Consider the following 25,056-nt stretch of genomic DNA (forward strand, 5'->3'; position numbering starts at 1 on the left):
AGTAAAACTAGTATAGCACAGAGGAGTTGCCTTGACTTTGGACTCGAACAACCAATCGAGTGGTTGTTATGAAAAACGCAATTGACCGCTTATCCGATATCCACGTACTGATTGGACTGGCTCAAGATCTCGATCGGCATCCTGTCTCGCAGGCGGTACTCGATGCTGATCGGTGCGCTCCCGTAGTGGCTGTCGTAGTCGGCGAGACCCAGGCAGGTGTATACCCCCGCATTGCGATAGACATCCTGCTTGTTCTCGCGCACGAAGAACAGGACGCGGGATCCATTCTCCCGCTGGTGGATGTAGCGCTGTCCGGTGGGACTCGTGACGGTGGTCCGGCTCTGGGACTGCCAGTGGAAGAGATGCTCATCCAGGGCGTAGTCCTCGTATAGGGTCGACTCGGTAAAATGCTTCTCCGACTTGTTCAGGGTCACCAGGAAAAGATCCAGGTGCAAGGCCGCGACATACTTGACGCCCTCTCGCAGGGGCATCTTCTTATCCTCGGTACTCTCTCCCAGAGCCGCCAGGATCTGGTCCCGGCTATAGCTGGCGTGGCGTTCGAGCGGCACGTCCGGATGAATTTCCACCACCTTGGGCATGTTCTCGGCGAGATCCAGGTTGTAGTCGATGAGCTCCAGGAGCTCCGCTACGATCCCCGGCGAATGTTCTATGATCGCTTTCATTTCTTTGTGGAGTGGCATCTCCGGGGCGTCGGTGAAGAGGGTGTAGTGGAACATCAGCAGTTGCCTTGCCTCCCGTGGATCCAGTTTCTCCTTCGGATGCCGGAGGTAGGCTCTTAGGAACTGTAGCCATCCGATGTCATCGATCATGGCCACCTTAGAAAAGAGATCCTTGAGCTTGCTCACGGAAACTAGTGGAGATTTTCCATCAACGCAATATCCCTTAGGACTTTTAAACTCTGTCAGAAAAGAATAGTGGTAGAGCTCCAGTGCGTCCAGATCGTAGAAGCGGAGGAAGTTCCCCACGGTGAGCGGATGGGCCACATCGGCTCGGTAGGCCGCGACCATCTGGCGGAGTTTGCTCGTCCGGATCTTGCCGCTTTCGAGGTTTCTCAGTACGTACGCCTTGGCATAGCGTTCAAGCTGGATAAAGCAGTTTCTCGGGATCGATGGGAAGTCGTGTTCAAACTCCTCCCGGAGCGACCGCGAGGTGCGCCCCATGAGCTTTTGGAACTTCATCCGGTAGTCGTACTGCTTGTGGGCCTGTCCGATCAGATCGAGGACGGTGAGCACTTCCTTTTCCTCATGGAGCCTTAGCCCGCGTCCCAGCTGCTGGATGAAGACCGTGGCCGAGTCCGTCGGTCGGAGGAACAGAACTGTGTCGACGAAAGGAAGATCGACGCCCTCATTGTACAGGTCCACGGTGAAGATGAAGCGGATCTCCCTCCTTTCCAGACGCTTTTGAACAGATCTACGCAGTCCTTTTGGCGTGTTGGCATCGAGGGCTTCAGCTACGATGCCCGCCCGGTTGAAAACCCGGGCCATATGGGCGGCGTGAGCCTGGTCCACGCAGAAGCCTAGACCGCGGACACTATTGAGATCCGTCACGTACTTTGAAACAGCGGACAAGATCGCTTGGTCGCGTTTATGATCGCCTATGTAGGTAACACCGAGATCATTCGTTGCGTACTTTCCCCGCTCCCATTTGACATCGGAAAGGTCCGTGGTGTCCGTGACACCAAAGTAGTGGAAGGGACAGAGGAGGTTTTGCTCGATGGCCTGGCTCAGACGGATCTCGTAGGCGATCCGGTCATTGTAGTCGCCCAGGATATCGATGCCGTCCATGCGCTCAGGCGTGGCGGTCAGTCCCAGTAGGATCTGGGGCCGGAAGTATTCCACGATCCTCCGGTAGGAGTCCGCGGCCACATGGTGGGTCTCGTCCATGACGATATAATCAAAATGGTCCTTCGCAAACTGGCTGTACTGATCACCGCTGTTTAGCGTTTGGACGGTGGCGAATAGATGCTGGTAGTCGGTCGGCACATAGCCGCCGCCCCACAGCTCGCCGAAATTCTGATCGCGCAAGACGCCCCGGAAGGTACCCATGCTCTGCTGGAGGATCTCCTAGCGATGGGCGATGAAAAGGAGTTTTGCCCCAGGGTTCTCTTTGTAGAAGCGCTTGAAGTCGAAGGCGGCGACCACGAGATTTCGGTAAGACCCGTGCACGGTCCGCTCGATCTCCAGGTGATCCAGGATTTCCTCTTGGTAGGAGTAGGGCTTGAGGTCGAAGTGGACCATTTCCATCTCAAAGTCAATGGCCTTCTCGCCAGCGATGGCGTGCTTGAGACGCTCGATATCCTCCGATTTCTGGCCATCGAAGGTCGAGAACTCCCTGAGGTGCCAATAGGATTCAAAGGTGTTTTTGAACTTCTGGATGATCTCTGGCGAGGTGTAGGCGGAGACCTTAAGGTTCCACTCCGTCCCTTCGCTCAGGGCGGCGCGGGACAAGTTGGATGAGCCGATGTAGGCCGTGGAAAACCCCGTGTCCCGCTCGAAAAAATAAGCCTTGGCGTGCAGGCGCGTCCTTTTTGTATCGTAGGAAATCTTGATCTCGGTGTTCGGTAGAGCGGCCAGCATTTCGATGGCCTTCAGATCCGTGGCGCCCAAATAGCTGGTGCTGACTGCTCTGCACGCATGAATGCGGCAGGTTCCAAATGACTAGAAGTTTCTAAGCCGAAAAAAGTTGTCCGATCGACAAAACTCACTCCGTTGATCTGGACTTTACTACCTACACCCCTGATGAAGTGTTGGCGGTAGCTTCAGGCCGGCAGCTCGACCCCATTACCTGTACTAGGCGGTTCTAGTTACACCGAAACTTGAGAATAGCTTTATATCTTCTGTTTTTCTAAGTCGTTCAATCTCTTGATCGTGTGACCTAAGAAAATGTTCAAATGTATCGAAACACCGATCTCTGTTGGTGTGCTGTAGATTCTCATGGCTATTCATGATGAGAAAGGCGCTATAAAGGTCCCGTTGAACCCTTAGGCTCCCCACCGAAGTCCATCTTTGGGACAGACTCTTTTTCGTGTATATATCTGTCACATGATTATACTGACTCGCCTTGAAAGTGTAGGTGTTGATGTAAAGGAGCTCTTTTCCGATGGCTTGTAGCTTTTGATCTAGAATGGTCAGAAACTGCGCTGGTGCTTTCGTTCCAATACTCTTCCCAAATCGCTTCTTCCGTTTGTATCGACCTGTCGTCTCGGAAATTTCTGTATGCCTCGCACGTTTTGCGAGCGCCTTGAAATCCATCTTCTCGACGTAGATTTCTGTTCCGAGAGCAAGGATTTCGTTCGCCAGGATATTATGCTCCTGCCGCAACACCATCCGCTTCTTTCGCTTGAGTTCCTTTAGTTCGAAAAACGCCCTCATGTATCCGTTGGAGTACACCCATTTATGTCTTCCGCGCTTAACGGTGCCGTTGGCGTTGAAAAGATCTGGGTTTGTGGCTCTCCTACTCCTGTCGAGATACCGCTGGATTCTCCGGATTTTTTGATCCATCGAATCAACAGAAGGTGCCAGTTCCACCAAAGAAACTTTCGTAGTACTTGATACGGCTATGCTCTGAAGCGACGGATCAATTCCGACGCGTCCCTTTTCATACGTTCTTCTTACTGTATCGTCTGGATTCCGTTTTGGAGGAGGGGTCCCCTCCATCACCAGTTGGACGTAGAAGGCATACTTGTTTTTTACAAAACGGCGGACGATGCGGCAGTACTTCACTCTACTTCTCGAAAGGGCTTCCTGTGCGTAGAGATCATTCTTACGAATCATCACGGGGATCTTGAGCCCATTCCAGCAAATCGCATTTTCTTTAAAGCGAATACCCGATCGGTTGGTTTTTCCCTCTACAGAATTTAGTCCACCGAATCGTTTGAAGTGGACGTATTCACCATCAGAGAACATGACTTTCTCAAGAGCCCGGTATGCTCTTGTGGCAAGTTTCTGGGCGGTATTGATGTCCGTATTCTTCCCAAAGTATCGGTTCATAGGTCCGACAAAGGCATGCAGTTGATACTCCGTAACACCATGAGAAATGCGAAGGTCCGAAAGGGTTCTCGAGAATTCCTTTTTTCGCTTTTCGAGCATCTTAAACTCGCCCTTAACAGCAGCGGGCATCTCTTTCTTAGGATGCTTCGATGCAACCTCGGAAATTTCATCCCTTACGGATAGGTATTCCTTAAGTGCTGTTTTGTATGCACGGCTCCGTTTGAGGTGCTTGTAGCGCTTTAAGATCTCGCCGAGACAAGCGTTGTAGATTTTTCTGGAGACTCCGAAACGCTTGTTCATGATGTCCGATTGGTGCTTCTCGGTATCGAGCTTCAAGGTCAGGACGAAACTTGCGGTCTTCTTTTTCTTGGCCACAAAAACACCACCCCGTAATTCTTCGTGTTTGAATCTTGATCTATGTATATTTTATCAAATCATCCAACAAAAAGAAACGTTTGTTTGTATAAAAGAGCTCCATATGCAAACAATTTTTTCTTTCAAGAAATTTCCTTTACTCTCGAGAATACACATCAACAAAGTACTCATGCTCATACGCCACCTGAGCACAGTCTTCCTATTCAACAACGGAAGATTCTTTAAGAGCGCTGAAGACGATTCCTCTCAATAGATGAATCTGTAGATGTTGTCTTCTTTGGTTATCTAGAGCGCATCAATGACAAAAGACCCAGTGCACGCAATTCCTCTGCACACATAAATGTGGCAGCTTCCTTGCGCAGAATTTTTGTGATCACACGGAGGGGTTTCGTTCGGGTGTGCTCCGCCAGGTCATCGTAGATCAGCCGCAAGCCACTGTGCTTGATGAAAGAGACCAGGAGGTCCACGCGGTCCGCCGTGGCGATCTCGCGCTTAAGCTCCCGGTAGACCTGGGGCTCGTGGCGGTTGCCCGTGAAAAGGCTCGACCGAGCCGCAGAGGTCTGAGGGATCCGCTCTTTGATTTCGCTCTCTTTCATGGGTATATCCACTGAGGCCCTCAGGAGTTTGGCCTCCTCGATCAACCAGGCATCTAGCTCCTCATCGAGGGTCAGCTCGGCAAGGCGCGCAATCAGTTCGTTGGTGATGGACAGTTGGTCCGAGAGCGCCTCTTTCTTCTTGTAGTGCCTGAGCCCGTGTTCGAGGGCTGCTTTCATGTACAGGGCAAAGACGGTTCCCGACTCGGTGGCATCGAGGTTCTCGATCAAGAGGCGTTCGGATTCCGGCAACTGACCGATACGCGCGCTCAGTAATTTGGTGATCAGTGTTTCGTATAGTTTCAGACTTGCCATGAGATCATCCTTTCGATCGGATCGACTTCAGCAGATGATAATGGGTATGATAGGAGTAGAGAACGCAAATACCGTTCTACAGGAGGTAAGCCCTTATGGAGACCACTCATTTTAGAAATAACTTGGTAGCGGAAAGCAAAACCGAACTGTTCTGATGATGGAAAAGCGGGCCGATGCCCGCTTTTTCTTTGCCCTGGTGCTCCAACTCGTTACCTACTTCTCCACGATAAAACAGAGGGTTTTCGATGACTGGGTATAGGGCGTGCCCGATACATCCCCATAAAACTCGTGGGAAGCAAAACCCACAGCGCGCGTTTCCTCCAAAAGGCTCTCCGGTGTGAAGGATCGGAACCAGTTCCTGATCACATCCACCTGTCCCTGCTCATCACAAATCACGTGCTGGTCGAGCCGCACGTCCTCACTGTAGATATCATGTGATTCCAAATGAAGATAAGGACCGGGCTTCCAGAAACCACCCTGCTCCTGCAGACCCCATGTTTTCAACTCGTCACAATCTTCAAAATGCCGATGAGTAAAAACATCGAAAACCAGTTTCCCACCGGGTTTCAACGCCCGGTAGATCCTTTCCATGAGTGTTGCCCTGTTTTCATCCGATAGCACCGAGTAATCGCAAAAGATCAGTGTCACCAGATCGTAGGCTCCTTCGTAGTTCATCTCCAGGTAATTCTGGTAGAAGAAGTCTATATCCGGATCCTGTTCCTTGGCATAGGCAATCGAGCGTCTTGAGAAATCAACACCGGTGACCTGGTAACCCTTCCGGTGAAACCGACCGGCATAAAGACCTGGACCGCACCCGAGGTCCAAGAGCCTTGGGTAGTTCTCCGGCGGTGCCACTCGAGCTATCCACTCGACCGAACGATCGATAAATGCATGGCTTCGACTGGCTGCATCCCATGTGGGGTGGAGGTGGGCTTCGAGCATGCCCTTGGAGATATGCGCATCATCCCAAAAGGCGCTCGTACTGGGGCTGTATAGCGGTGGTTTCTTCAAATGTTGAAAGACCTGTTTCATCTGCATAGGTTTTCTCCCTCTGGATTAGTCACATACATTTTGTGCTTCGAACTCCTCGCGGGTGAGGCCGAAGTGGATCTCATCGTGGTACCTACCGTTGGTGTAAATCATCTGTCGTCTAACGCCCTCTTCCTTGCAACCGAGTTTCCTGAGCATCGTGGCCGAGGGAACATTGCCCTCGAGCACATGACCATAGTACTTGTTCAGCCTTCTCTCAAAAAAGGCGTATCTGAGCAAGATGCGCATGGCCGCTGTGCCGTACCCCTTCCCCCTGTGATCGCGGTCGATGAGCATCCCGACGCTGAAGGTCCCGTGATGCTCATCGACGGAGTTGAGATTCACCGCCCCCACTGTCTGGCCTCCGTGGTTCTCAATGGAGAGCATCAACCGTCCGGTGCCGGGTTTGAAGTCGATGAACTTTTCGACAAAGGCCCGGGATTCGGATTCGGTCGGAGGTGGCTCCACTTCACAGTTGAGCAGTCTCCGTGCCGGCGTATCGAATCGGTTGTAGTAGTAGAAGGTCCCGTCGTCTTCTTTCATCGCGGTGAGACGCACTTTTTCATCCTGCCAGAAGTAGTCTCTGTAGTCGATCGGTCTCATGGGATCCCCCTTCTCTTTCATTCCTTACGAGCCAATATCTATCTAGTCGCCGGTGACGTTTAGTTTTCCCCCTTTCGCTACATGGAGCTCCATACACCGGCTGTGATCGTAGCAACAGGGTCTCTTCTCGCCATCGGCCATCTTGGAACTAGCAACGGCGACCCTTCTCTCGCGCGTCTCGGGATTGGCCGTGGCACGCACCCAACGCACCCATTCCCACCGCGCTTTTGTCGTGATCGATGTCCAGAAAATCTCGAGTCCCGCACAATCGATGGCTTCAAACAGATCTGCAGGGACCTCGGGCTCGGGCCAGTCATCGATCGATTCGATGGAAAGGGTCAGCTCATCCTGATCAATCACCCTTTCCACTTCGCTCCTGAGTTTAAACCAGTGACTTCCCTCTCCGTCCGGTTCGAGCGGGAGGATAAACTCCGATGCGCCGATCCAAGCCTTCACAACGACCATGCCCCTAGAAGGGAGTTCCTCGCTCACGGAGCGCGGCAATCGGATGATCTTCCAGTCCTTGACCTGTATGATTTTAGTGTCAAACGTCAACATGTTGATCAGCTCCTATGCCGTAGTTTGTTCGTACGACGCCTCTTTAATCAGCATTTTACCCTTGGGTGGTGTGCCGAATCGAAAGAACACCTTAATCCTATGCTAGAGATTCATCGTTCAAGGCCACACCTTGACTGTAAGGTCAAAGCGATTTGTTTTATGTGACCGAGAACATGTTGTAATGCTTGAACAGACGGATATCCTCTCTGGATACCTTCAGCTCTCGTTCCAACCGGTCGTTCTCTTCCAAGATCTTTCTTGAGAACAGCATTTTGACGGCTACGGGCATCATGGGACGCGACGAAACCCCACAGAACAGACCCCATTTGGTCTCGGAATCGAGAAAAGACGCCAAGATATTGATGTTGACCTGTTCAATGGGCGTGTCCTTGTTCTGCAGAACGATACGCGTCAGCGCATCGAAATGCTCGATGGTACCCCAGTAGGTGTTCTCGCTGTTCTCGTAGGTTTCATAGTGGTCAAAGTTCATATGCATCTTGACCTTGTAACGGGACTCCCCTTCCGCCGCCAGGACATCGAACACACACCGTATGATACGGTTGGCTCGACCATCGTAGACATAGGCGTAAAACCGCGGTAAATTGTCAAAGAAGGCAGGCGTTGTCGCTCCCGAAGTCGGTAAAACTTCTTCCTGTGGTTTGAAAAGTAGCTGGTCCAAACGCACTCTGAGCACCTCGGCGATCTCATAAAGGGTTTCGATGTCCAAGATAATCTCGCCCTTCTCGTATTTGGAAACGGTCGCCTTGCTCTTGTTAATCTGTCCGGCCAATTGCTCGAGAGTCATCCTTCTCTGTTTGCGGTAGGTGCGGATCCGGCGACCGACCTCGTTGCTGATTGCTGCCATGGGTATCCCTCCTTCCTGTTTTGTTGCTTCAGAATTGACAAATGCATTGGTCGGACCTCTATTTTCAGACTTTTCTTTCATCCTATCAGATCGGTGGACGATTTTCTATTATGAATAGACTTTTTCGTTAAATAGTTTCTTCAAAGGAAACTACTATGGTTTTGACCTTCCTACGGTCAAATGATACAGTTTACTCACCGATACGTTGTACGCACACGAGAAAGGATGGATCAGATGGACTACAATTTTGACGAGATCATCGACCGGCAGAACACCAATGCGATGAACACCGACGGCTTCAGGGAGTACATATTTCACGCCGATGACACCATGGTTTTCCCCTACAAGGATGAGGACTTTATCCGCATGTGGGTGGCCGATATGGAGTTCGCCACACCAGAAGTGATCATCGATGCGATCAGGGACCGCCTCGGCCAGCGGATCTTCGGATACACGCGCGTTTTCGACAAGGGCTACTACGATGCCTTCGCCTCCTGGTGCGAGCGTCGCTACGGATGGTCCTTCGAACGAGAGGAACTCGTCATGTCCAACGGCATCATCCCTGCCCTCTTCGAACTGGTCGATTACATCCTGGCGCCCGATGAAAAAGTGCTCTTTCTCACCCCCTCCTATGCCTATTTCAAATACGCTGCCGATCACAGCCATAAGGAAGCGGTCTGCTCCGACCTGGTTGACCAAGATGGCTATTACCGGATCGACTTCGAGGATCTCGAAAAGAAGGCATCCGATGAAAAGACCAAGCTCCTGATTCTATGCAATCCCCACAACCCAACGGGAAGGGTTTGGTCCCAAACTGAACTCGAGCGGATTGCCGCGATCTCCAAGCAGAACGATCTCTGGGTCATCTCGGATGAAATCCACTGCGACCTGCTGCGCGTCGGCGAGCAGCACATCCCCCTGGGAAAGGTCATGCGGGATTACGATAAACTGATCACCTGCATGGCACCGAGTAAAACCTTCAACATGGCGGGGCTGATGATCTCGAACATCCTGATCAGAAGTGAAGCGCTGCGAAAGGTCTGGTTCGAGCGTCACTACAATTTTGATAATCCGCTGAGCGTCACAGCCTCCCAGGCTGCGTACGAAAAAGGAGAAGACTGGCTAGGGGCCCTACAAGTCTATCTTGACGAGAATTTTGCTTTCACAAAAGCATTCCTTGAGAAGCATCTCCCTAAAGCAGTATTCCAGGTACCTGAGGCCACTTATCTCGCCTGGGTGGACGTCTCCGCCTATTTGGCGCCCGATGTGGATCTTCCCCTCTTTTTCGCCAACGAGGCCGGTGTACTCCTCGAAGGCGGGGACATGTTCGTACAAAACTCCGCGGGTTTCATCCGTTTGAACTTGGCCTGCCCGCGTTCGGTGCTTGAGGAAGGGCTCCAGCGGATCGCCGAGGCCATAGAAAAGAATTTGTAGATGAATAAAGACCGTGGATTCTCAGAATCCACGGTCTTTTCTTCATGATTTAAATACTATCTACTGAGGATGTCTCCGCAAACAGAAATCATCCTCCTTTCTGATCAGATTGCTGTATCCATTAACGGATTGTCTCAATCGCCTCATCCACTTGTCCGATTCGATTGAAAACAGGTCGCGTGACACGCTTCACATGGGGAATCAGCTTGCCCACGAGGATCGCGCAGAGAACCGTGCCCTCTCGAATGCCCTGGAGACTCCCGAGAAAGATCAGCGACAGGACGATACCCGTCATGACGACCAAGGTGTCGATGACGACTTTCACCTGACCGAAGGACTTGTTTTTCGTCTTTTTGCTCACGGTCGTCATCAGGCCTTCCATGGGCATGTTCATGATGCCTGCGTCCATATAGACGGAAACGCCGATTGCCACCAAGACGATGCTGATGCCCAGGAGAGTGAGCTGTCCGAAATAAGTGGGCAGTGCAAAGGAGCCGAGGACAGCCTTTGCAAAATCCACGAAATAACCGAAGAGAAAGGAAAAAAGAATCTGCGTGAGGTTGATCCATTTGAAGGACCTGCCCTCGATGGCAAACTGCAAGAAGAGATAAAAGATGAGCGTGGCCGTTACCATCATACCGAGATCAACACCGGTGATCAGACTGAGAATATAGGGAAAAGAGCTGACCGGGGAAACCCCGAGATTGGAATTGATGGAGAAAACGACCCCAAAGGCCAAGACCATCAGCCCCACACAGTAGAGGATAATCCTCATCAAATACCCTGTCCATCGATCCATAATACACTTCCTTCCACGATGAATCCACTAGGCGCCAAGATGTATCGACTGGCCATAGAAAACGCAATCAACCTCCCCACCGATCACCTATGGGGGTGTAGTGGGTTATCTTGTCTCCTATCGTCAAAAAATAATAATATGAAGGATGCCCCGAAAAACAATGCCTATGACCGCAGCGATAATGGCGGGTTTTGCCACTTTCGTCACCCGGGGACCTGTGGCCAGTAGCACGGCCAGTCCAACGGGATCCAAAGGGTTCAAGGTAAAACCTGCCATGCGGTTGAGCTCCGCTGTGGTCATCAGGCCTTCCTTCATGAGATCCAGAATGATGGCCATCATAGCGGTGCCGCCAGCGATAAACTTGGTCACGATGGGCAGCACGGCGATGCTCGGGATCCCGATGGTCGTGAGGAGCGGGGCCATGATAGTCTCCAAGACGCCGATGATGCCCACCATCTCAAAGATGTTGACCATCAAAATGGCCAAGATCAGCGGTGGTATGGATTTCAGCGTAATGTGAAGGCCTTCTTCACCGCCCTTGAAAAGCAAGGGGATGATTTTCTTTTTAGGCTGTTGATTGTCTTCCAGGTCTTTGGATTTCTTATTTTTCTCTTCTGTTGGATCGTGTAGATTGCGTTTCACGCATATCTTAAAGGCGATAAAACTCGCCAGAAGTCCTGCGGGGATCGACGTTAGAATATTGATCGGCAGATTCAGTCCAACGGCCACCAAGGGAAAGCTGGCATTCGCCTGGGCCATCACCAGTATGGCGGCCAAAGTTGCGGCGATGCGAGCATCGCTGATGGAGGATCTCGTTTCCATCACCTTCAGCGTTGCCACGGGGGCAGCAAAGGAGATAAAGAGAATCTGGATCAGGGCAAACACCCCGAGCCCGGGAAGACCAAAGATCAGTAGCAGTGGGGAAAACACCAATGCCACTTTGTTGAGTACATTCTTCTCTTCTAGGACCTTCATGATGGCCATCATGGTGACCATGATCGGAAGGATCAAGTATAAGGACAGGTCGATGCCACGGGCACCGGATTGTAAGATAAGATCAATGATTTGCTGCAAGTAAGGGCCTCCTTCGTTCGAGTCTGATATTTAATATCTCATACATCATTCGACTTGTCTACGGTTGTTCGTCCGCATCCAGCACGCGACTCAAATCTTCAAGGTCGAACAGTCGAAAAGTATCGGTTGCCTTTGCATAGTTTTGCGCTCGATCGGTAAACCCTGCTTTAGAAAAAACATAATAATACCGTTCCTTGACCACGATTAACTCAGACCGACGTTCGAGGGTTTTCAAAACCTCCACATCAGTCGGCTCATTCCGGTACTTACATTCACAGAATAAGCCTTTTTTTTCTCCTAGTGCGACGAGGTCAATCTCCTCCTGTCGCTTGAGCGTAGGGTTGTTCCCCCACCATCGCCCGATTCTTTCAATGAAAAAGGGGATCTCTTCCTTCCTGGCCAGTTCCCAAACACACTCCGTGCAAATCTTCTCGAACAACTGACCAAGATACTGGTTGAGTATTGGCTTGACCTTCTGTGCATACGCTTCCTCTCCCATCCCTTGTTCGATGAGATGACGATAGGGAAAGACGTACCGAAAATGAAATTGAAATAACGGATCACGCATCTGGTAGATCGTTTTCCGGGAAGTATGCTTGTCCGTAACGGGTATCATTTTTTCGACCAACCCAAGATCGATCAAATGCCGCATGTAACCCGCAACCTTAGATGAGCTCTCACCAATTTTTGTCGCGATTTCATTCATTTTGCTTGCACCAGAAGCAATTGCCTCTAGAATCGATTGATAGACTGCCGGATTGCGCATCTCTTGCTTCAGGAGAATTCCAGGCTCCTCGTACAAATAAGAGGACGTGGAGAAGAGATACTTCACCATATTTTGATCAAAGGATAACTCAGGAGAAAACTGATCCAGATAATGGGCCGTGCCACCGAGCACACCGTAGCATTGGACTTGTTCCTCGGCCGAGTACTCAGGGAAGAACTGTCTGGCCACTTTGAACGCAAAGGGCTCCACTTTCATCTGAGCTGTTCTTCTTCCGAAGAGCGGACTCTTATGACCGAGCACTTGGTTTTCCATGAAACTCATAGAAGAACCGCATAAGACCATGAATAATTTTGTCGACAGAAAATGATGATCGATTATTTTTTGTAATGTTGACAACAGCGAGGAATTCTCTTCGGCCAGATAGGGAAACTCGTCGATTACGAGAACAGTGCGGGTATCACGTACCCTATCCGCCAGAAACAGCAGTGCTTTTTCCCAGGTAGCAAAGGTGGTCATATACTGTTCCATCTCAAAATGCCTGATGATCTGAGCAGAGAACTGCTCAAGTGACAACCGCTGGTTCTGCTGTTCGGCGACGTGGAAAATCGCATGCTTATCCTTGCAAAACTCTGCAAGCAAACGGGTTTTTCCAACCCTGCGCCGACCATACATGATCACGAGTTGGAAACGGTCCGTGGCATGGAAATCGTTTAAAAGTTTCAGTTCGTGTTCACGACCTATGAAACGGTTCATCAGTGCACCTCCTGGATGGGTTCGATCATCTCCATTGTACACGTTAATCAAGATTTACTCAAGTACGATTAACTTAATCGTACTTGAGTTGTGCTCCATGCCAGTGTTTCAAAGTCGCAGTAGCTCTTCCATCATGGCGCTCCGCCTTTTATAAGCTTTCTTCCATCGTCCGACGATAGTTTCGACCTGCTGCTTACCGGATGGATACCCGTGCATTCTCCGCAGGATGGCTACGATCTCCCGGTATTTCTTGCGATTTGAAGACACGCTGGCCATCTCTTCCACCTCTGAAACAAACTTTGAAAGGAGCTCTTCAGGATACCGATCCTTTAAGTGGGCCTCGTATTGGTTCATCAGATACAAACCCTGGTCATTGATGACGAGTGTCAGCAAGCGATCGAAGAGACCTTCTTCTTTATACAGCTCGGCCAAGCGATCTCCCCACCCAACGATTTCAAATACGCGTTCGCGCTTTTCAATCCACTCGACTTCAGGATAAAGGTTTTTGAGCGCCCTGAACCATTCGAGCTTACCCTTGTCATATTTTAGGACCAAGGACCAGAGCTCTTGTTCATATGCCTCGTGGTCTTGACAATCGAAATAGAGGTTTTTCAGCTGAACACTATAGTCTCTCTGAAGACCCGACCATCCATCTGTCTCATCGAGACCTTCTCTTAACAAAACGATGGCTTGGTCGATTTCCCCGCGTTCTTGGCGCCACGCGGCATAACGTTTTCTCACCTCGTCCAGCACGAGATGCTCCTCACAGTAAGAGATGACCTGATCATCCGAAGCCCCATTTTCCAATAGCACTTCCAATTGCCAAATTGCCCATTTCTCAGCGCTGTACCGGTTTGACCAGTCATGGGGATCTCTCTGGTGAGCGCTCACCCGTTCCTTTATATGCTCGATCAACCGATTGACGAAAACAGGCTCGCGAAAGTGTGCTCTCAGGAAATCCTCCAAATACTCTTCCATGTAATCGACCACCAACCCGCGAAGGTGCATAAGCATCCACCGGAACATTTTCTCCTTGACCGCCAGATCACACGTGAGGAGGATTTTCTCCCAAAGTGACGAGCATGCATCGGCAATGGTCATTGTACTTCCCATGGAATCGTCCAAATCCTGCTGACCCAAACGCAGGAAAAGGTAAGCAGATAGATCGAAGGCCTCTTCTTGGTGTTCGAAGGAAACGAGATTTGCCAGCTCTCCATCGATCAGAGCGATTAGATCTGTTTCGAAAGAACCCACACGAGCGAAATGGATAAAACCCGAGCGATCCTCATGTGCAGAAAAGATGCCGTCGATTCTTCCCCTAAGGAGCAATAAATCCTCTAGGCTCAGATCGCAATCGTTGAACTGTTGAAACCGATAGAGTAGCTCTTGATCCTGTTCGAGCTGTCTGACCAAGAATTCCTTGAGGCTCTTGTCGTCCGTTCGACCGACCAGATCACGCACGCTTTCATGCTCTTCGCGATCTTCAAAATCTGGGCTTTTCTGGGACAAGCCCTCCTGCCAAGCGAAGAGGACCGCAGCCATATGCTTGCAGTTGTTGCCATCGTTAGCATAGGGACAATTGCAGGTCATCTCCTTGACCGATCCATTTTCCATTGAAATTTGAACGTCATAGGGTTCACTTCCCTCGACCAACGCTTCGATGCGGTCTCCCTCCACAACCAGGTTTCGCACGCGACCGACTTCATAGTATCCACTACCCCTTTTCAGAATATGACCAGCGAACAAATCCATCCATTTCATTGACCGTTCTACCTCCTCATCTGCAGATCGAAAACCAGTGGACTTTTCTACTTTTTATCCATTCGAATCCCGCCTTCTCTGCTGCAGCCCTCGAAGCCGGGTTCGATGACACGCAGTTCCAATGGGGAATCCATCCCTCCTCTATGCAAGTGTTAACAAAATGTGCTGTCATGAGATGGGCCATGCCTAATCTCCGGTGGCTCTCTGCTACCTCGATGTCGATGGGTAGGCGGTTTTTGTAACGAGACGTACCGATGATCACGCCAGCGATCGTCTCCCCATCGATGACCACGAAAGCCAGGCTTCTAGCGAAGAACTGGTCCTCGCTCTCCCACGAGTCGTGAAGTCGGTCCAAGAGAAAAGCCGGGTTATTCACTTTTCCACTCTTCATTTCCTCCAGTAACTCCGGTGTTACGCGGTGTATGTCATGGTCCCTCTCCACTTCAGACTTTAGCGTGCCTCTGTGGACAAAATAGTATTCGTCCTCCCGGTCGATCGTGCAATCGGGAAAAAGACGGAGGATCTGTGCTTCCGTACGTTCGCTCTCCACGGAGAACTCAAAGGCACTGGATCCCCGATTGTGAAGCACTGCTGTGAAATCGTTTTTTATGTAAGAACCGAATCGTTCGAGCACACCGGGATCAGCAGGCTCACCGAAGAGATGAAATCCCCCCACGGGTTCGGAGTACACCATGGCCAGCGTAGGTTTTTCCGGATCATCGACCCAGACCTCCCCCTTGCTCTCTCCTGCCAAGATGCCGGAGTAACTCGGGTTGTCCTCGCTCAGGAGGTGCTTGATTTTCTTGTGGTCTATCTGGTGGACCTTTTGCATCTTGATCTCCCCTTACCTGTGATCGCTCGTCGAGGGTTTTCCCTCCTCTTCCCGAACCGCTCTCCTCATCTCGATAAAATCGTAACGTCCGCCGTAGGTCTCTTGTATGAAGTCCCTGACCTTCTTGAATCCTAGGGATTCGTACACACGGATGGCCCGGTGGTTGAAGTGGGCCACAGAGAGGACTACTTCCTTCACAGGTTGGGCGCATTGATAAAGGCTGTGTGCGATGCCCTCGCTCACATAGGTTCTGCCGGCGCCTTTTCCCGCGAGCAACGGTTTCATCCCGAGCCCGATGGTCATGGTTTCATGCTCGATGGTGTAGTGGAAAAAGCCCACGAGTTCACCACCACTTCCTAGCGCAGCGAAAAAACCGCCTTCCCAGTTGTCCACATCCAAAAAGGCCTCGAAGTCTTCTTGGTCTGTCTGCATGTCGTAGAAAGCGTACGCCCCCTCATAATGCCACTGATAGGCAATCTCCTCGGCGTAGTCTCGCTCCATGGGCACAAAACGGTAGGTCATTTTTGAATCCTCCTCCCAGTCGTCTTTCTGCATTGTATCCACCTAGAGCCAACCGAGCCCCACGCCGATGAACAACATCGCGGCGCTCGCAAGAAAGGAGGTGATCCCCCAGACCAAGGCCCGCCGGAACTGCTGTCCGACGGTATCGACATCCTTTTGCATCAGCAGACCATACCCTCCGACCACCACCATCCAGAGGATCATGATCAGAGGAACATCGTAGACCAGTACCATGATCAGGAGAAAGCCCAGCAGGAAAAGGGACTGTAGGACCACCTGGTCCTTTCGTCTGACGAACCGCGCGTACTCGGTGTAGTCCACTTCTCCGGCCCAGAAAGCACGCTGCATATCGATAAAGGCTATGAATGTTCTCATTTGTTCACCCGCTTCTCTTCTCGTACTCACTATTCATGACCATTGACGATCTCAGATATGATCGTGCAGAATCCCTGTCGATGAAGGCAATTTCTCGATAGAGCCTTTGTATCTCTTTCTACTTAAGATGAGTATGGTCAGATTGGCAAAAAAGATCGAGATCATGCTCAAGAGCAGTGGAACGCTCATAGGATTCGATACAAACCTCATCGCCATGAGCGCAAAAGCAAGCCCAAGCGCGGAAAGGCTTACACCCATGATTGAAATGATGTATTCGATTTTAGCTTTTTTCAAAGGATTCAAGATTTTGTCCTCCCTTTCTTTTCGGTCTTATCATTATACCATGTGTCGATTTTAAGAGCTCACGATCTAGAAAATGTAAGAACACTAGGTAGCTTAAAAAGAAAGACCGTTAAGTTAAGAACTCCAACCCAAGAATACCAGAAAATCTATGGTAACCTGTTGATAACGAGACTTCAAAAACTTTCGATTTCTTCCCAGAGATTATAAATAGTTGTGACCAGAAGGGCACCCCGTGCATCTAAAGGGTAGGAGGGTCCAATGAATGAGATGAAACAGATCATGGAACAACTCATAGATGAACACGGCGATCTCTTGAAGCGGACGGCCTATGTCATGCTGGGCGATGCCCATTTGGCCGAGGACCTGACCCAGGAAACCTTCATCAGTTTCTACAAGAGCTACCACCGCTTTCGGGGAGATGCCAGTCACGCGACCTATCTCTACCGCATTCTGATGAACCACATCAAGATGCACTGGCGAAAGAAACGTCCCTTTGTTGTGGATCCCTCTGAGCTTCGGACCGATTCCGTTGTTTTTGAAGACATGAGAGTGGATGCCATGGACTTAGAAAATGCCCTGAGACGACTGAAGCGCTCTTACCGGGAGGTGCTTACCCTGCATTACTTCGTCGACCACAGCGTGAAGGAAATCGCTGAGATCCTGGACCTGTCGAAAAGCAACGTGAAGATGCGCCTCAAACGCGGGCGCGAGGCGATGAAAAAAGAACTCACGGGAGGTGGGCGACCATGACCGATTGGAAGACAACGACCGAGCACATCACTTTCGAGGGAAAAAGTGACGTCCTCTCACGCATTGCCGAGCTAGAGCAAAAAGATCAGGGTCCCTTGGAGAAGCTATCGGCCCTGCTCAATTATGAGCTCCTGCTTCCCACCAAGGGTTTCGTGGCATGCTTGACCCTCTTTGCTGTGGTGGTTGGTATCCGGTGGAGCGATGTACCGGAAGGCACACCCACCTATCCCATTGCCGTGATCAACGAAAGGGGACTCCATGAGAAAACATATTAGGATTAAAGTTAAAACACTGATCGGTCTCCTTATACTGGTCACCCTGCTCTTTTTCTCCAGGAGTCTTTTCTGGCAAGGCCTAGCCTACTACAACGGCTTGGTACCGAATGATTATCAGATCGATCTGAATACTTTTGAAACGAACTCTCTGGCCGGCGAAAGCGAGCGCCTGGGTCTGCTTTTGAAAGAAAACAACTACCCGATCTATATGCTCGTGACCATTGAGGACGGCTACACCATCGAGGGCATGCGAATATCTTCTGCCGATGCCGATAAGATCCAGGAGACCTTTTTAACCTACGACGACCAGTACGACCTCTACGCCGACCATCCCGACTATGTGATCCGGGTGGCCCTTTCCCAGTGGTTCAGCGGTAACGTCGACCTCGCCCTCGACCTGATGGAGGGTTTCAACGATACCACGACAAACGATGATGTCCTCCTCGTTTCGGCTGGTATGCACCTGGGCCTCCACGACTTCGAGAAAAGTGTGGAGCAACTCGAAGTGATGGATCGTGATGCCTACCCTACAACCCGCGACGCCCTCTTCACCTTCATGGCACACTTTTTCGATTTGATGGTGCCGGAAACGGACGTAACGCTGACAGATTCCTCTTCTGCCGATAAAAATGAGGGCTACGCCTATCTCTTTGAAGATATCTATCGTATGAACAACGAAATCTCAAATCCCAGCTTCTTCCCCGAGGATCAAAATGCGGTACGGACCGATCGCACTGTAAGGGGCCGCGTGACCCTTGACGGCGAGCCCATCCGGGGTGCCTTTGTCTACGAGAAACTACATAGGGGCATGAGCGGCGCCGCCTCCCGTGCCTCTTCCCTGCTTGCGACGGATGAAAATGGCACCTACGCACTCGAAAATGTCCACGAGAATATCTTGGGCGTCGGTCTCGCCCTCCCCTGGCAGCTCGTCCACGACAAGCAGATGATGCGCGAACACTATACTTTCGCGAAACCCATGGAGGAGAACACGCAGGATTTCGAGCTCCACACGGGCGTAGGGTTCAAGACCTTTGAGATCGTCGACGGTACCTTGCACTACGAGATCGATGATCCCTTGGCCGGAAGCGGCAGGAACTACATGATCCGGGTCGAGCACACGGATCCCAAGTACGACGCCAACGCCGCGGCATACTCCGGTGAGATCGCGGACGCTCAGAAGGGGCAGGTTCAACTCGAAACGTTGCGCGCCAACAGCCAGATGGCCTTTAGCTTCAGTTCTTCTGAAGACGAGCTGGCCATCGAGCGCTTTATTGAGCCGCTCTACCTCTCGGATACCTACACCTTTCGTATTACGCCGGTTCCAAGAGACGGCGATGCTGACTACGTAACCAACGGCTTTTTCACCGACGCCCTCTCCACCTCTGCCTACGTGGAGGGACGTGAAGAGCTGAGTCCCGGGGACCAGCTCCTCGCCGAAGGTAAAATCGAGGAGGCCATCGCCTGGTACGAGTCCAATACTTCCGGCCACGGCCTCAAGGTCTTGTCGAATCTCTACACCAAGGGCTACCAGGTGGTCGAGGATCGCGATTTTGCACAGGTCCTCGGTGGCCAGGATTACCAGAAGGCGATCAACTACACCGGAGAGCTCATCGCTCTTTACGGTGAAACGGACCAGCTCCTCTCGCAACTCGCGAGACTTTACGGGGAGAGGGAGGACTTTGACACCGCAGCGAAGACCTACGCTCGGATGATCGAGAAAGACCCCAAAAACATCTACCTTCGGTCTGCCTACGCACGGAGTCTGATCAATAGCGGGCGTTTTGAGAAAGGTCTAGACTACTTCATCGTACATGTGAGCAATGAGCGCCTGCGTTACTGGGATGCCAACTATATGCTTCTTTCGAACAGAATCGAGGCCCTTGACACTGATCTGAAGAAACACCTGGAAGTTATCGACAACAGATCGGATTATGCACCCTTTCACGTGCTCATCCGAGACGGTGCCTACCGAGAGGCGCTCGCATGGCTGGATCGTCAGCCGGAGAGCGACATCAGTACCATGTACCGCCTGCTCTTTGAGGATGCCTTTCCGCACCTGAGGGCCGAAACCCCAGAGGACTTCGTCGACCGCTACCGTACCACAGTCAACGCACTGGAGGACCAATATGTCCGCGCCCTGCTCAAGGAACTCAAGCGTTATCACAACTGGTTCTGATGAACCTAACCCATTGATTCTGCAGACAAAATACGAAAGCCATCCTGAGTCGGGATGGCTTTTTCATTGCGCTGGATTCTCACTTTTGGATGCACTCGAGGTGGCTAGACAATCCTTCTCTAGCCTCCCTTCGCCTTTTTCATGCCTTTGAACCCCGAGATTATATCATTGATCTCCTCGGTGATGCTATTCTGTCTCTCCATGCGGTACTCTTTATCGAGCTCCTCCAGTCTACCCTCGATATTTTTCTCTGCAGACTCCATGGAAGCCAGTCGACTTGCGTTTTCGGATGCCAGGGAAAAACAGTATGTCCTGTAAAGGGTGATGAAGAAATACTGTTGTAGAATGTCCGAGAGAAGCTGCTCTCGATCCATCAGATAGGTAGGGATTGACCTTGAGTTCCACTGCCCTGTTCGCTGGGCCAATGCTTCGAAATCCAAGGGGAACAGTAGCTCGATTTCTTCTGCGAATCCAGCGGCATCCAAGGGCTTGTTGTAATACAGAAGGATCTTTCCGAGATGAGATGCGCCCCTGAGCTCGTCGATTTTCGCCAACAGTCTTTGTACCATGGGTGTGATCCCATCCTGGGTCTGTGGTACCGAAAAAAATGCGGATACCGGAAGATGCGTTTCCAGTCTGCTCATAACCTGCTGTCCGATTACAATGACTTGATGGCCTTCTTGCGCGGGGATCCTACTATTGGCAAGGCCCGTGATTCTTTCGTTGAAGCGTCCCGCCAATCCGTGATCTGAACCAAATACAATGTGGATCGTTTGATCCGCATCGATTTCCTGGGGAGCAAGCCTCTCTTCCTCTTTCGACAAAAGGATATGGAGAGCCATATCCAGCGTCCTACGGTATTCTCTTGAGGCTTCGGCAGCGTTTTGGAATTGCGTGATGTTGGTTGAAGCATGGGCTTTCATCGTGCTAACGACAGAATGAAGATTCTCAGCAGATTGGATACTCTTTTTTAAGGATTGCATGGTTTCCATTTACCGGTACAACTCCTTGCTTAGCCTATCTTCCACTTCACTTAGAAAGTGCTCCTTCGTCTCTTCCTCGAGTCGCTCAGCTTCCGTTATGCTCCTGAGAAAGTCCTCATCTTCTCGGATGATTTCCCAGATGATCTCTTCTGCTACGCTGATTTTTTCCAATGGGACATCATCTAGCATACCTGAGGTTGCGGCGAGCAACACTCCGATCTGCCGTGAGACCTCCACAGGGGAAAACTGGGGCTGGTTCAGCACCTCTCTGATGCGTCTCCCCCTTTCGAGTGTTTTTCTCGTGCTCTCATCTAAGCGCGTACCGAAGCTTGCGAAAGCCTCCAGTTCTTCGAACTGAGAATACGTGAGCTTCAGTGCGCTGGTGATCTGCCTATAAACAGGAATCTGTGTCTTACCGCCGACCCTAGATACTGACGTCCCGATTTCAACAGCGGGCAGGTTACCCTTTTGATAGAGTTTGGGGGATAGGTAAATCTGTCCATCAGTGATGGAAATCAGGTTGGTGGGAATGAAAGCCGAGAGATTCTCTGCTTGCGTTTCTATGATGGGAAGCGAGGTGATGCTTCCACCACCATATTCCTCTTTCAAGTGTGTCGACCGTTCGAGCAGTCTCGAGTGGATATAGAAAATATCGCCAGGGTACGCTTCTCTACCGGGCGGTCTTTCCAAGAGGAGGGAGAGCTCCCTATACGAACGGGCATGGCGTGTTAGATCGTCATAAATGATCAATACATCCTTCCCCTTTTCCATGAAATACTCACCCATGGAGGTCGCCGCGTACGGTGCGGTATAGGCTACTCCCGGGGGATCCTCGGACCCTGCGATCATGATGATTGTATACCCCATGGCATCATGGGCCCTGAGGGCATCTAGTGTCTTCGAAACCGATGTGATCTGCTGACCGATGGCACAGTAGATGCAGATCACATCCTTGTCCTTTTGGTTGATAATCGTATCGATGGCAATAGCAGTTTTGCCGGTCTGTCGATCGCCTAGGATCAACTCCCTTTGGCCCCTACCGATGGGAACGACAGAATCAACCACCTTGAGTCCCGTCTGAAGAGGCGTATTGACCGGTGCCCGATGCATGATGGGAGGTGCTTCCCGTTCGATCGGTAGACGCTTGTGGACCTGGACGGATCCCTTTTCATCTAACACTTCCCCGAGCGGGTTGATCACCCTTCCTAGAAAATCATCTGAAACGGGAATGTCGGCCACTTGGTAGCTTCTTTTCACCTTATCACCCGACTGGATATGATCAAAATCCCCAAGGAGAATCACGCCGATGGCTCCGGGATCGAGGTTGAAAACCATGCCCATCGTATCCCCGGGGAAACGGACGAGTTCTTGGTTCTTCACATCTTTGAGACCTTTCACAACAGCAATACCGCTATCTATGGATAGTACGGTCCCGCTTTCCTCGATATCTTTCTCTTTGATCTCTTTCTCGAGCGCCTGGTCAACTGCCTTTTCAAGAAAGGAGAGCTGTTCTCTTAGCATTGATTTCTCCTCCTAAAATGCTTTTCTTTCCAAAGCTTTGACGATGTTCTCCTCTGCTTCATCCAGGTACTTCTCGATATTCGTATGGATCGTTGCCGTTTCGAGTCGCAGTTCATAACCTAAGATGAGATCTTCTTCCACCCGATAGGTGATTTTTTCGTAGTCGCCTAGCTTTTCCACGAGCGTGGTCTCGAGGCGCTCCTTGTGTGTGTCAGACATTTCTTCTGCGCTCGTCACAGTGAACGCTTGCTCTTTGGAGGAACGCTCTGACGTGACAAACTCTTCATCCAAGGTTTGGATTCTGTCGAGAAAAGCCTCGAACACTTCGTCATTGAGCTCTTTCGTTGAAAGTAAACTGAGTATGTGCGAGGCGATCTTCATTGCATTGTGACCGAGTGTCCTTCTCACCTCGTCCAAGTAGTTCTCTTTATCCTGCTCCAGCTCATTGAGATACTCATTGCCTTTCTCCTGTGCTTCCTCTTTGTACTCCTCAATGAGGCGTTCCTTTTCCTTCTGTGCTTCTTGTTTGGCCTCTGCCAGTATCGTCTTCTTCTGGTCTTCGATTTCCTCCATTTTGTCCTCGTAAGCCGCGATCAGTTCGTTCGCGTGCTCCATTTTCTCATCTGCATCCCTTTGTTTCTCGCTGATCCGCTCCTGCCGTGATTCCATTGCTTGGATCACCGGTTTGTAAAAGAGCTTGTGAAGCAGGAAAAGGATGATGAAAAAATTGATAATCTGCGCTATCACTTCAAACCAGTTTATCTGCATAAGCCTATCCGATCACTTGATCCCAGAACGGATTTGCGAACAGCAAGATCATAGAGACGACGAAGCAGTAGATCGCCGTGGATTCGATCATAGCTAGACCGACAAACAGTGTTCTGGAAATCGTATTGGATTCGTCGGGTTGTTGTGCGATGGATTTCAAAGCCTGCGAAACAGCGTTTCCCTCACTGATCGCCGGTGCGATCGAACCGACCGCAATGGTAAGTCCCGCGACAATAATCGATGTCATACCGATAATGCTTATAGCATCCATAAATTACCTCCTCGTAGGGTGTTGTAGGTGAATGATCGATCTCTCCATCTTTCTCGATCGATCGAACAGGGATCCGTCTCTATTCATTGCCCTCAGCCGTGGATTCCTTCTTCTTCTCTTTTTCTTTCGACGCCGAGGCAATGTAAACAATGGCGAGAATGGCAAAAATATAGGCTTGGATCACCCCGGTGAGCAGGCCGAGGACCTGAAGGATCACCGGGAAGAACAAGGGAATGACCCCAAGCAGGATGGCCACGATCACGCTGGCGCTCATGACATTACCGTAAAGACGGATGGCCAGAGATAGGGTCCTGGAAATCTCGCTGATGATGTTAAAAGGCAGCATGATTACCGTGGGTTTGATGTACTCCTTCATATACCCGGTAAAGCCTTGGCTGGCGATCCCGTAAACAGGTACAGAAAAGAATACGCATAGGGATAGTGCCACAGTTGTATTGAGCGAACCGGTGGGCGAGATAAAGCCCGGGACGATCGAGAGGATATTCGCGAACAAGATAAAGATAAAGAGAGTCCCGATAAAGGGTAGGTATCTACCAGGATCCTGTTGGCTAATTTCTTTGATCTGCTTTCTGAGGGTTTCAATAACCGCTTCTAAGATGTTTTGCCCCCTCGTGATCTCCGATCCCTTGGTCAGGTTCCGCGTGATCAGGTAGGAGCCGAGCGATAGAATAAGCATCGTCACCCACGTGAAGACCAAGGTCGCCGTGATCCTAACGAAATGCCATTCGAAGTAGACAATGTCACTGGGATCTAGATTCACAACATCACTCCTTCCTTTGGTTCGTATCGGGAGGATGAATCTTCTTTTTTGTGTTCATGATCATAACGAACCGCACGAGGAGAAGACCCACTAGCGCAGTGAGCAAATTCCGATAATCGCCATCCATCAGATAGTAGAACCCGATCAACAGAATCAGCATACGCACGACTAGACTGGCGATCATCAAGAGGGCTGGATTTCTCGCCCGCTCAAACTGACGCACGGTCCAGTACAGTCCACCGAAAAAAAACACACCGAGAACAACACCACCAACAAATGCGATTACCATATATTACCTCCCGTTAGTCATCCTTACTCTTTTCATTGACCCAGTGCCAAGCGTTAAAGCAACCGATGATAATCCCGCCGAACAGTAGGGTTAATGTCCAGGAAAAATCCGATGCAAAGTTGTTGTCCAGGTAAACGCCAATCGCGATACCGATCAACGTGGGGATGGCGATGGACCATCCGACGATACCGAAAAGGCCCAATCCAAACATCACCTCAGAGCCTTCTTTTTGAGCCTTGATCTTCTTTCGACTATCCGATTCAACGCGTTTTACTAGCTCCTCTTCAGGAGTCGGTTCTTTCTTTTTCAAGGGA

27 protein-coding genes are annotated in these 25,056 nt (G+C 50.7%); 4 read left to right on the top strand and 23 right to left on the bottom strand.

What is annotated here, in order from left to right; translation table 11 throughout:
• Nucleotides 1–89: 89 nt before the first annotated feature.
• From ACULM0_RS03635 to ACULM0_RS03670, 8 genes are all read right to left on the bottom strand, one after another.
• A complete protein-coding gene (locus ACULM0_RS03635; RefSeq protein ID WP_463679846.1) occupies nucleotides 90–2,081 on the bottom strand; it encodes a DUF3427 domain-containing protein in 1,992 nt (663 codons plus the stop codon).
• Nucleotides 2,082–2,084: 3 nt separating this feature from the next.
• Entirely contained in the window at nucleotides 2,085–2,627 is a 543-nt protein-coding gene (locus ACULM0_RS03640) for a phospholipase D-like domain-containing protein (protein ID WP_463679108.1), read from the bottom strand.
• A gap of 183 nt (nucleotides 2,628–2,810) precedes the next feature.
• Nucleotides 2,811–4,385: a nuclease/transposase family protein gene (locus tag ACULM0_RS03645; RefSeq protein ID WP_463679109.1), complete on the bottom strand. Its 1,575-nt coding sequence runs from the start codon at nucleotides 4,383–4,385 to the stop codon at nucleotides 2,811–2,813.
• A 281-nt stretch (nucleotides 4,386–4,666) separates the two neighbouring features.
• A complete protein-coding gene (locus ACULM0_RS03650) occupies nucleotides 4,667–5,293 on the bottom strand; it encodes a phospholipase D-like domain-containing protein (protein WP_463679110.1) in 627 nt (208 codons plus the stop codon).
• Nucleotides 5,294–5,506: 213 nt separating this feature from the next.
• A complete protein-coding gene (locus ACULM0_RS03655; protein WP_463679111.1) occupies nucleotides 5,507–6,331 on the bottom strand; it encodes a class I SAM-dependent methyltransferase in 825 nt (274 codons plus the stop codon).
• Between the two features lie 18 nt (nucleotides 6,332–6,349).
• Nucleotides 6,350–6,925, bottom strand: coding sequence for a GNAT family N-acetyltransferase (locus ACULM0_RS03660; protein WP_463679112.1), 576 nt, complete (start codon nucleotides 6,923–6,925; stop codon nucleotides 6,350–6,352).
• Between the two features lie 42 nt (nucleotides 6,926–6,967).
• A complete protein-coding gene (locus ACULM0_RS03665) occupies nucleotides 6,968–7,483 on the bottom strand; it encodes a YdeI/OmpD-associated family protein (RefSeq protein WP_463679113.1) in 516 nt (171 codons plus the stop codon).
• Nucleotides 7,484–7,640: 157 nt separating this feature from the next.
• The gene (locus tag ACULM0_RS03670; RefSeq protein ID WP_463679114.1) at nucleotides 7,641–8,348 is read right to left on the bottom strand and encodes a helix-turn-helix domain-containing protein; all 708 of its coding nucleotides are present in this window, start codon (nucleotides 8,346–8,348) and stop codon (nucleotides 7,641–7,643) included.
• Nucleotides 8,349–8,582: 234 nt separating this feature from the next.
• Here ACULM0_RS03670 and ACULM0_RS03675 point away from each other — a divergent pair, with 234 nt between their 5' ends.
• On the top strand, nucleotides 8,583–9,782 hold the full coding sequence (locus tag ACULM0_RS03675) for a MalY/PatB family protein (RefSeq protein WP_463679115.1): 1,200 nt from the start codon (nucleotides 8,583–8,585) through the stop codon (nucleotides 9,780–9,782).
• Between the two features lie 121 nt (nucleotides 9,783–9,903).
• On the opposite strand, the gene ACULM0_RS03680 is transcribed toward ACULM0_RS03675, so the two are convergent.
• The 8 genes from ACULM0_RS03680 to ACULM0_RS03715 all read right to left on the bottom strand — a co-directional run bounded on the left by ACULM0_RS03680 (nucleotide 9,904) and on the right by ACULM0_RS03715 (nucleotide 16,928).
• Nucleotides 9,904–10,581 (bottom strand): YczE/YyaS/YitT family protein, encoded by a 678-nt coding sequence (locus ACULM0_RS03680; RefSeq protein ID WP_463679116.1) that lies wholly within the window; start codon nucleotides 10,579–10,581, stop codon nucleotides 9,904–9,906.
• A gap of 123 nt (nucleotides 10,582–10,704) precedes the next feature.
• Nucleotides 10,705–11,655: a hypothetical protein gene (locus ACULM0_RS03685; protein WP_463679117.1), complete on the bottom strand. Its 951-nt coding sequence runs from the start codon at nucleotides 11,653–11,655 to the stop codon at nucleotides 10,705–10,707.
• A gap of 58 nt (nucleotides 11,656–11,713) precedes the next feature.
• The gene (locus ACULM0_RS03690; RefSeq protein WP_463679118.1) at nucleotides 11,714–13,135 is read right to left on the bottom strand and encodes a DUF234 domain-containing protein; all 1,422 of its coding nucleotides are present in this window, start codon (nucleotides 13,133–13,135) and stop codon (nucleotides 11,714–11,716) included.
• 108 nt (nucleotides 13,136–13,243) lie between these two features.
• Nucleotides 13,244–14,896 (bottom strand): SWIM zinc finger family protein, encoded by a 1,653-nt coding sequence (locus tag ACULM0_RS03695; protein ID WP_463679119.1) that lies wholly within the window; start codon nucleotides 14,894–14,896, stop codon nucleotides 13,244–13,246.
• A gap of 16 nt (nucleotides 14,897–14,912) precedes the next feature.
• Complete coding sequence (locus tag ACULM0_RS03700) at nucleotides 14,913–15,728, bottom strand: GNAT family N-acetyltransferase (RefSeq protein WP_463679120.1); 816 nt, start codon at nucleotides 15,726–15,728, stop codon at nucleotides 14,913–14,915.
• Nucleotides 15,729–15,740: 12 nt separating this feature from the next.
• Entirely contained in the window at nucleotides 15,741–16,250 is a 510-nt protein-coding gene (locus ACULM0_RS03705) for a GNAT family N-acetyltransferase (RefSeq protein WP_463679121.1), read from the bottom strand.
• 42 nt (nucleotides 16,251–16,292) lie between these two features.
• Complete coding sequence (locus tag ACULM0_RS03710; RefSeq protein ID WP_463679122.1) at nucleotides 16,293–16,625, bottom strand: hypothetical protein; 333 nt, start codon at nucleotides 16,623–16,625, stop codon at nucleotides 16,293–16,295.
• A 51-nt stretch (nucleotides 16,626–16,676) separates the two neighbouring features.
• Nucleotides 16,677–16,928 (bottom strand): hypothetical protein, encoded by a 252-nt coding sequence (locus tag ACULM0_RS03715; protein WP_463679123.1) that lies wholly within the window; start codon nucleotides 16,926–16,928, stop codon nucleotides 16,677–16,679.
• A gap of 258 nt (nucleotides 16,929–17,186) precedes the next feature.
• Here ACULM0_RS03715 and ACULM0_RS03720 point away from each other — a divergent pair, with 258 nt between their 5' ends.
• The 3 genes from ACULM0_RS03720 to ACULM0_RS03730 are packed head-to-tail and all read left to right on the top strand — an operon-like array spanning nucleotide 17,187 to nucleotide 20,129.
• The gene (locus tag ACULM0_RS03720) at nucleotides 17,187–17,678 is read left to right on the top strand and encodes an RNA polymerase sigma factor (RefSeq protein ID WP_463679124.1); all 492 of its coding nucleotides are present in this window, start codon (nucleotides 17,187–17,189) and stop codon (nucleotides 17,676–17,678) included.
• Nucleotides 17,675–17,953 (top strand): hypothetical protein, encoded by a 279-nt coding sequence (locus tag ACULM0_RS03725; RefSeq protein WP_463679125.1) that lies wholly within the window; start codon nucleotides 17,675–17,677, stop codon nucleotides 17,951–17,953. Before ACULM0_RS03720 ends, ACULM0_RS03725 begins: the two co-directional genes overlap by 4 nt.
• Entirely contained in the window at nucleotides 17,937–20,129 is a 2,193-nt protein-coding gene (locus ACULM0_RS03730; RefSeq protein WP_463679126.1) for a tetratricopeptide repeat protein, read from the top strand. Before ACULM0_RS03725 ends, ACULM0_RS03730 begins: the two co-directional genes overlap by 17 nt.
• A gap of 119 nt (nucleotides 20,130–20,248) precedes the next feature.
• Here the strand turns inward: ACULM0_RS03730 and ACULM0_RS03735 are convergent, their stop codons facing one another.
• From ACULM0_RS03735 to ACULM0_RS03765, 7 genes are all read right to left on the bottom strand, one after another.
• Nucleotides 20,249–21,121 (bottom strand): F0F1 ATP synthase subunit gamma, encoded by an 873-nt coding sequence (locus tag ACULM0_RS03735; RefSeq protein WP_463679127.1) that lies wholly within the window; start codon nucleotides 21,119–21,121, stop codon nucleotides 20,249–20,251.
• Nucleotides 21,122–22,633 carry an alternate F1F0 ATPase, F1 subunit alpha gene (locus ACULM0_RS03740; protein WP_463679128.1) on the bottom strand — a complete coding sequence of 504 codons (1,512 nt, stop codon included), beginning with the start codon at nucleotides 22,631–22,633 and terminating at the stop codon, nucleotides 21,122–21,124.
• A gap of 12 nt (nucleotides 22,634–22,645) precedes the next feature.
• Entirely contained in the window at nucleotides 22,646–23,401 is a 756-nt protein-coding gene (locus ACULM0_RS03745) for a F0F1 ATP synthase subunit delta (protein ID WP_463679129.1), read from the bottom strand.
• A 4-nt stretch (nucleotides 23,402–23,405) separates the two neighbouring features.
• On the bottom strand, nucleotides 23,406–23,672 hold the full coding sequence (locus tag ACULM0_RS03750) for a F0F1 ATP synthase subunit C (protein WP_463679130.1): 267 nt from the start codon (nucleotides 23,670–23,672) through the stop codon (nucleotides 23,406–23,408).
• 79 nt (nucleotides 23,673–23,751) lie between these two features.
• Entirely contained in the window at nucleotides 23,752–24,453 is a 702-nt protein-coding gene (locus ACULM0_RS03755) for a F0F1 ATP synthase subunit A (RefSeq protein ID WP_463679131.1), read from the bottom strand.
• Nucleotides 24,454–24,457: 4 nt separating this feature from the next.
• The gene (locus ACULM0_RS03760) at nucleotides 24,458–24,742 is read right to left on the bottom strand and encodes an N-ATPase subunit AtpR (protein ID WP_463679132.1); all 285 of its coding nucleotides are present in this window, start codon (nucleotides 24,740–24,742) and stop codon (nucleotides 24,458–24,460) included.
• Between the two features lie 13 nt (nucleotides 24,743–24,755).
• Entirely contained in the window at nucleotides 24,756–25,052 is a 297-nt protein-coding gene (locus tag ACULM0_RS03765) for an AtpZ/AtpI family protein (protein WP_463679133.1), read from the bottom strand.
• Nucleotides 25,053–25,056 lie beyond the last annotated feature (4 nt).

It is taken from the genome of Halotolerantifilum yawarlongkerapense, from assembly GCF_054506745.1.

What these genes read in the sequence shown, in the direction of transcription:
- ACULM0_RS03660 (WP_463679112.1), bottom strand. Translation starts at nt 6,925, where the DNA reads ATGAGACCGATCGACTACAGAGACTACTTCTGGCAGGATGAAAAAGTG.
- ACULM0_RS03760 (WP_463679132.1), bottom strand. Translation starts at nt 24,742, where the DNA reads ATGGTAATCGCATTTGTTGGTGGTGTTGTTCTCGGTGTGTTTTTTTTC.
- ACULM0_RS03690 (WP_463679118.1), bottom strand. Translation starts at nt 13,135, where the DNA reads ATGAACCGTTTCATAGGTCGTGAACACGAACTGAAACTTTTAAACGAT.
- ACULM0_RS03725 (WP_463679125.1), top strand. Translation starts at nt 17,675, where the DNA reads ATGACCGATTGGAAGACAACGACCGAGCACATCACTTTCGAGGGAAAA.
- ACULM0_RS03710 (WP_463679122.1), bottom strand. Translation starts at nt 16,625, where the DNA reads ATGAGAACATTCATAGCCTTTATCGATATGCAGCGTGCTTTCTGGGCC.
- ACULM0_RS03675 (WP_463679115.1), top strand. Translation starts at nt 8,583, where the DNA reads ATGGACTACAATTTTGACGAGATCATCGACCGGCAGAACACCAATGCG.
- ACULM0_RS03670 (WP_463679114.1), bottom strand. Translation starts at nt 8,348, where the DNA reads ATGGCAGCAATCAGCAACGAGGTCGGTCGCCGGATCCGCACCTACCGC.
- ACULM0_RS03730 (WP_463679126.1), top strand. Translation starts at nt 17,937, where the DNA reads ATGAGAAAACATATTAGGATTAAAGTTAAAACACTGATCGGTCTCCTT.
- ACULM0_RS03650 (WP_463679110.1), bottom strand. Translation starts at nt 5,293, where the DNA reads ATGGCAAGTCTGAAACTATACGAAACACTGATCACCAAATTACTGAGC.
- ACULM0_RS03680 (WP_463679116.1), bottom strand. Translation starts at nt 10,581, where the DNA reads ATGGATCGATGGACAGGGTATTTGATGAGGATTATCCTCTACTGTGTG.
- ACULM0_RS03735 (WP_463679127.1), bottom strand. Translation starts at nt 21,121, where the DNA reads ATGGAAACCATGCAATCCTTAAAAAAGAGTATCCAATCTGCTGAGAAT.
- ACULM0_RS03695 (WP_463679119.1), bottom strand. Translation starts at nt 14,896, where the DNA reads ATGAAATGGATGGATTTGTTCGCTGGTCATATTCTGAAAAGGGGTAGT.
- ACULM0_RS03705 (WP_463679121.1), bottom strand. Translation starts at nt 16,250, where the DNA reads ATGACCTACCGTTTTGTGCCCATGGAGCGAGACTACGCCGAGGAGATT.
- ACULM0_RS03655 (WP_463679111.1), bottom strand. Translation starts at nt 6,331, where the DNA reads ATGCAGATGAAACAGGTCTTTCAACATTTGAAGAAACCACCGCTATAC.
- ACULM0_RS03665 (WP_463679113.1), bottom strand. Translation starts at nt 7,483, where the DNA reads ATGTTGACGTTTGACACTAAAATCATACAGGTCAAGGACTGGAAGATC.
- ACULM0_RS03740 (WP_463679128.1), bottom strand. Translation starts at nt 22,633, where the DNA reads ATGCTAAGAGAACAGCTCTCCTTTCTTGAAAAGGCAGTTGACCAGGCG.
- ACULM0_RS03720 (WP_463679124.1), top strand. Translation starts at nt 17,187, where the DNA reads ATGAATGAGATGAAACAGATCATGGAACAACTCATAGATGAACACGGC.
- ACULM0_RS03750 (WP_463679130.1), bottom strand. Translation starts at nt 23,672, where the DNA reads ATGGATGCTATAAGCATTATCGGTATGACATCGATTATTGTCGCGGGA.
- ACULM0_RS03700 (WP_463679120.1), bottom strand. Translation starts at nt 15,728, where the DNA reads ATGCAAAAGGTCCACCAGATAGACCACAAGAAAATCAAGCACCTCCTG.
- ACULM0_RS03745 (WP_463679129.1), bottom strand. Translation starts at nt 23,401, where the DNA reads ATGCAGATAAACTGGTTTGAAGTGATAGCGCAGATTATCAATTTTTTC.